Annotated in this window: 3 protein-coding genes and 3 pseudogenes; 3 read left to right on the top strand and 3 right to left on the bottom strand. The window is 62.9% G+C overall.

The window, feature by feature from the left end:
• Window positions 1–69 precede the first annotated feature (69 nt).
• The 3 genes and pseudogenes from PXK01_RS21630 to PXK01_RS21620 form a co-directional block, all read left to right on the top strand.
• Window positions 70–933: a TniB family NTP-binding protein gene (locus PXK01_RS21630; protein WP_274861696.1), complete on the top strand. Its 864-nt coding sequence runs from the start codon at window positions 70–72 to the stop codon at window positions 931–933.
• Complete coding sequence (locus PXK01_RS21625) at window positions 870–1721, top strand: TniQ family protein (protein ID WP_081731462.1); 852 nt, start codon at window positions 870–872, stop codon at window positions 1719–1721. Before PXK01_RS21630 ends, PXK01_RS21625 begins: the two co-directional genes overlap by 64 nt.
• Window positions 1722–1780: 59 nt before the next feature.
• A pseudogene (locus PXK01_RS21620) lies at window positions 1781–2305 on the top strand (IS110 family transposase); the annotation flags it as partial.
• A 346-nt stretch (window positions 2306–2651) separates the two neighbouring features.
• On the opposite strand, the gene PXK01_RS21615 reads toward PXK01_RS21620, so the two are convergent.
• The 3 genes and pseudogenes from PXK01_RS21615 to PXK01_RS21605 form a co-directional block, all read right to left on the bottom strand.
• Window positions 2652–4091: a hypothetical protein gene (locus PXK01_RS21615; RefSeq protein ID WP_024099412.1), complete on the bottom strand. Its 1440-nt coding sequence runs from the start codon at window positions 4089–4091 to the stop codon at window positions 2652–2654.
• 149 nt (window positions 4092–4240) lie between these two features.
• Window positions 4241–5172, bottom strand: a pseudogene (locus PXK01_RS21610) (IS5 family transposase).
• A gap of 312 nt (window positions 5173–5484) precedes the next feature.
• A pseudogene (locus PXK01_RS21605) lies at window positions 5485–5649 on the bottom strand (IS110 family transposase); the annotation flags it as partial.
• Window positions 5650–5744 lie beyond the last annotated feature (95 nt).

Genomic DNA, 5744 nt, shown 5'->3' with positions numbered 1-5744 from the left:
ACGCACTCGAGATGACCGCATGACGGGCGCGGAGCAGGCCGCATTCAGCCGGGTGCAAATAAGTTGGCAATGCCCGACGGCCGCATCGCCCTCATTCAATCGGACATCTGGATCGGCTTTCCCCGAGCGGAGCAAGTGCTGGACCGGCTGCATGGTCTGATTGAGATGTCGCGGCAGACCCGCATGCCTGGCCTTCTGGTGCATGGGGCGTCCGGCATCGGCAAAACAATGATCGCCCGCAACCTGTCGCGACGCTATGCGCCGGAGTATGATCCGGAGTCGGGCGTCACCCACACCCCGTTACTTCTGTTGCAGGCGCCACCCGCTCCTGATGAGCGGCGGTTCTATATGCACATCCTCGCAGCCGTCGGAGCCCCGTCGTCGACGCTGAGCCTGAAGGCGCAGAGTGTTGCCTCGCTGGAAGTTCGGGTCGTGGGCCTTTTGCGCGACCTCGGGCTGCGGATGATCATGATCGACGAAGTCCACAACCTTCTTGCGGGCACGCATAGGGAACAGCGCCGGTTCCTCAATGTCTTGAGGTATCTCAGCAACGAGCTGGAGGCATCTTTGGTCTGCTACGGTGTCAGCGAAGCCGTCGATGCCATTCGCGGCGATGTCCAACTGGCCCGTCGGCTTGATGAACACCACCTGCCGAATTGGCGCGATGATGCCGAGTTTTCGGATATGATCCAGACATTGATCGCGGCCATGCCGCTGGAGAAGAAATCCAATCTGCAAGTGCGGTCGCTCAAGCAGATCCTCGCATTAACTGGCGGGGTGACGTCCCGCATCTTTGCCTTGGTCAAGGATCTGTCCATCGACGCGATCATCAGCGGTGACGAGTGCGTCACTGATGATGCCATCGCAAAATGGACACCGGTCTGGTCGCGCCATGCAAACGCTCAGCGACGGCTCGAGAAATCTGGGGCGTGACGTGTATCCCGCTGCCGATATCGGTGACGCCAGTGCCGGACGAGTTGCTTTCTGGTTGGTTATCGCGACTGGCCGCTTCCAATCATTGCGAGGTAGCAGACCTGCTCGCCCATATCGGGATCGACGCAAAATATGCTGCAGCCCTTGATTTTGATCTCGACATGCTGGCCGCGGATAGGATTTCCGTTGCGGCGCGCTTCGATCCAGCGTTCGTGTCGTCGATGACTTTCGCGGCGATGCCGGAAGCAGAGATGCGGTTGACCGCACAGGTGCCGTTCCAGGCTTGCACAAGCTGCGCTGATGGCGGCCTTGAGCTCAGGCACTGGCGTAGGGCCTGGGCGTTCGACTGCCAGATTTGTGGTGCCCGGCTTCTTCCAAAGGCCGACAGGCAAAATGGCGCAGCGGTCTCCGAAAAGCTGGTTGATCGTGCCCGCCGGGGGGCACGGATCCTGGAGCGTGTCGCGGTGTCGGGCAGCGCGCGTCAACTACGCCGAGCCATGCGGGCGGTCACCTTCGCGATGGGACTCAAAGCTTTATGTGGAGACCCTTTCTTCGCGCTTCAAAGCCCCCGCCCGAACATAAGGCTCTTCTGCCTTGCCGCCATTGCCTCCGCCCAATCACGTCCACTGGTAAAGGCTGCGTTGTGCAGCATGGACATCGACGTCTACGCACGAGTTGCCCTGCTTCGCGCCTACGATAAGGAGCCCCGACTGCTTGCAACCGTCGACCAGATTGCTCAGCGGATGCGACTACGCGTCGGCGGTTCAGCCACCTCATCTCAAATTTAAGGGCAAGAAAGGCCGGAAAACGCGCCGTGTCTCGGATTTAAGGGCAAGGCGACACCCACTTCCGAGAGAACCAGGAACGGTTGCCTGACCATGCTGCGGCTGCCATCCATGCGTTGATCTGCCAAGCGGAGGCGATTGCCGATCAGGCTGAGGCCCTGGAGAAACGGATCCTCGAGTGGCACCGGACGCACGAGACGAGCCGGCGACTGGCGACCATTCCCGGTATCGGACCGATCACCGCCAGCGCAATTGCTGCAAATGTTCCGGATCCGAGCCTGTTCCGCTCGGCACGACAGTTCGCGGCCTGGCTAGGCCTGACGCCACGGGCGAACTCAAGCAGTGGCAAGGATCGACAGACCGGGATCAGCAAGCAGGGTGATGGATATATCCGGCGACTGCTCGTTTCCGGCGCGACTGCGGTGCTTCGCTTTGCAAGGCAGGGCGATGCCGGCAAGGCTTGGATGCTTGGGCTTAAAGCACGCAAGCGACCGAAAGTCGTTGCGGTCGCGCTCGCCAACAAGACTGCCCGGATCGCTTGGGCGCTCCTGCGCCGCAACGAGATCTACGCGGCCCCTGTCTCCTGAGCGCGGAACCGCTGACGGAATGCGTGAAGCTGAGAAGAGATGACAAACCGGTCGAACCGGGGATCGGGACACCCCAGGGGGTCAAGGCGCAGAAAGCGCGCAATTTTGATTGGGACCCGATCCGCGGACTTCATCTGGGCCAGCGGCTAGACCGCACCACAAAGGCCGTAGACATGACTGCTTTCGGCATAGGCGCGTCAATTCCCAGCTTGCGCAGCAGGGGTCGTCCAGACATGGGAACACTTGCCCTCGCCAGAGATGCCCACTGCGCGTTGGCGACGGTCCACCAATGACTTGCGCCACCGGACCTGTGGGGGAACCGGCGCAGCGCCAGTTCCCCATCGGCTCATTCTGCCGGAACCCAGGGCCGGTTATAGGCTGCCACGCGCCAATCACCGTGTTCGATGAACCGGGGGGCGCTCCCGGTTTCCAGCGCCTCGGCTGCGGCGTTCAGCGCCTCGGGCGATGTCTCGGGCCAGGCGCCCGTTTCGATCCGTTCGACCAGGGTCTCGACGATGGCCGTGCTTTCGGCAGCCGTGAACTCGCAATGGCCCGTGCCCTGGACCAGCGACTGCCGATACAGATCGCCGGTACCCTGCTCCTGCACCAGCGCGCCGTAGCCTTCCATCAGCGTGTAGGGAATGGCCCAGTCGCCCAGCATGTGGATGCGGATCGCCGGAACCTGCAGATCGCCGGTCGTCGTGCGCCCGTCTGCGGCCCAGAAATCGCGCGCATAATCCGAGGCCGCGATGCGGGGGGCGGCGTCGATCCTGGCAATGTCGGCCTGAAGGTCCAAACCGGCCTGTTCGTAGAGCGCCTCAACCGTCCGCGCCATCGCGGGTGCGGCATTCTGGTAGAAGGCGGCATAGTCGACCCCCTCGTTCCCGGAAAGTTGCTGCCCCGATGCGGCGTTTTCGAACAGAAGCCGCGAGGACCCGCCAACATTACCGCCGATGCGCAGCGCCGAGGCCACGATCATGTCGGCCATGGCGCCGGCATCCGCGGTGTCGGGTAGTTCGGTCCCCTCGACCATCCACGGCGACCACTGTCCGATGGCGAAGGCAAGCGCCAGCCGCGCGCGGCCCTCCGGGCTTTCGCCCGCCGTTTCGATGGCGGCCATCCAGGACGCACGGATCGCGTCAAGGCTGCGCTCGCCACCCGCTCCGGCATTGGGCAGGCCGACGATGGCGAGATCGCTGGCCGGACCGTGCCCAGCGGCCTCATAGCTTTCGCCCAGCAGGGTCTGCATGGCGAACCAGCCATCCAGGAAACTGCTCATGATCCAGACCGGCGTATGGGCGGCAAGCACGGCGGCACCGTCGATCCTGTCCGGGTAATCCTCGGCCGAAGCGAGGCTGTCGAGCCCTCCGCCAGAACAGCCGTATTGCAGCACCATGTCAGGAGCGCGCTCCAGGTCCGTGAAAATGTCCTGAACAGCTTGTAGATTCAGGATTTCACGCTGCGGATCGTATTGCCACAGGCGCAGCGGGTGCCGGGCGAGCCCGGCGAAGGCATAGCCACGACCGAGCAGGTCGTCATACCGCTGGACCGCTGACGCGACCGAAACGTTGCTGGCGAAATCCAGATCCCTGAGTAGTCGACCATTCCAGTTCTCGGGCACGCGGATCAGCCATGCCGTCCCGTCCGGCAGGGTTCCCGCATGTTCGTTGAAGGCGGGCTGCTCCTGCGCCGACGCGAGCGGGGCGAAGCCCGCGGTCAGAGCGAGGCAAAGCACCACCATTCCGGTCCGCGAACGCGGGCCGGCCAAATTGGCTGTCCGTGACATGAATTTCCTCCAGTTTGATGCAGCGATGAAATCCGGCTCCTCTTCCGGGGAACCATCGCCGGGAAAAACATAGATAGCTAATTATTAGTGTCAAGGGCTCTGATGCACAAATCGGCTTAAGGCCGAGGTTCCCCTTTCCCCGGACGGACTTATCCCACAGCTTCCGTGACGGGTATTCCGAGCGCGGTGTAGCCGTTCAGGACGGCGATGCGGACCTGGAGTTCGGCGACCTGTCGATCGAAGTCCCGTGCCATGAGCCGCTGGCCCAGCAACTTGATACAATGCATCTTTGTCTCGACGCGGCTTCGGCGGTGGTATCCACTCCATCGTCGCCAGAGCGCGCGGCCCAGGTATTTCGCCGCGCGCAGGGCCTCATTTCGCGCCACGGCTCCGGCGGTGATCGTCTTCCAGGGCTTCGCGTTCTTGCGGGGCGGGATGACGGCATGGGCACCGCGATCTGCAATCGCATCGTGGCATTTGCGCGTGTCGTAGGCGCCATCAGCCGTAACGCTACCGATTTCCTGGTCCTGCGGGATTTGGTCGAGAAGGTGGGTAGGATGGGCGCATCACCGATGTGGCTCCCGGTGACTTCGACGGCCCGGATCTCCAACGTTTCTTCATCGATCCCAAGGTGGAGCTTGCGCCAGACGCGCCGTTTCGGGCCGCCATGCTTGCGTGCGTGCCACTCGCCTTCACCTTCGACCTTGATCCCGGTGCTGTCGATCAGCAGGTGCAACGGCCCCTTGGAGCCGCGGTAGGGGATGTTCACGGCCAAGGTCTTCTGGCGGCGAGATAGCGTGCTGAAGTCGGGCACCGTCCAGTTCAGGCCGACCAGCCGTAGCAGGCTCTCGACGAACCCGGTCGTCTGCCGGAGCGCCATGCCGAACAGCACTTTCATCGAGAGGCACGTCTGGATAGCGGCATCGCTGTAGGTCTGCTGGCGGCCACGCCTGCCTGTCGGCGCGGCATCCCAGCTCATCTCGGGGTCAAACCAGATCGTCAGCGAGCCCCGGCGCTTGACTGCTTCATTGTAGGCTGGCCAGTTCCTGGTCTTGTAGGTCGGGGGTATGGGTCTGCTCATGCAGCCTGACTAACAGACTGGATTCGCAAGGTGAAACCTTCACAGCATTTGCGCAACATGTATAACCGCCCCTTGCGCAAGAGGGTTTCTGGATCAGTTTCGCGCGGTGTCGGGTGCTGACATGTATCCGGCCTCTGTTGCGGCCATCATCACGCCGCGGGCCCGTATGGTGTTCGCAGGTCGGGTCCAGATCAAAGCCGCGTGCTCGATGGCACTCTGTTGCGCTCTGGTTCTCCCGATCCCGTCTCACGACCGTGCGCCAAACGTCTCCTTGCCCTCTTCCGCTCCGACGTCCTCGCGACCAGTGACGGCTTACGCCGCAGCGGTCGGAGACTGGTAGGCGCCGCCTCGGGCCATCAGCGCCCAGACGATCCGCGCCATTTTGTTCGCCAGCGCGACCCGCACCAGCATCGGCGGCTTGCGCGTCAGCATCTCGCCAAGCCATGTGCCCGGCCGGGCAGCGGCATGAACATGCCTGTCGCGTAGCCCTTAATTGGGTTCTGCCTCAATCTGTGTGGCGCAGTGGCAGCATTCGGGCTCTGAGGAGTTCTGGTCCGGCGCGACCGTACATG

Origin of the sequence: Phaeobacter sp. PT47_59 (assembly GCF_028890025.1) — a bacterium.
Lineage (GTDB): Bacteria > Pseudomonadota > Alphaproteobacteria > Rhodobacterales > Rhodobacteraceae > Phycobacter.
Note: the sequence above shows the minus strand (reverse complement) of the source record. Positions and strands in the feature narration are given on the sequence as shown.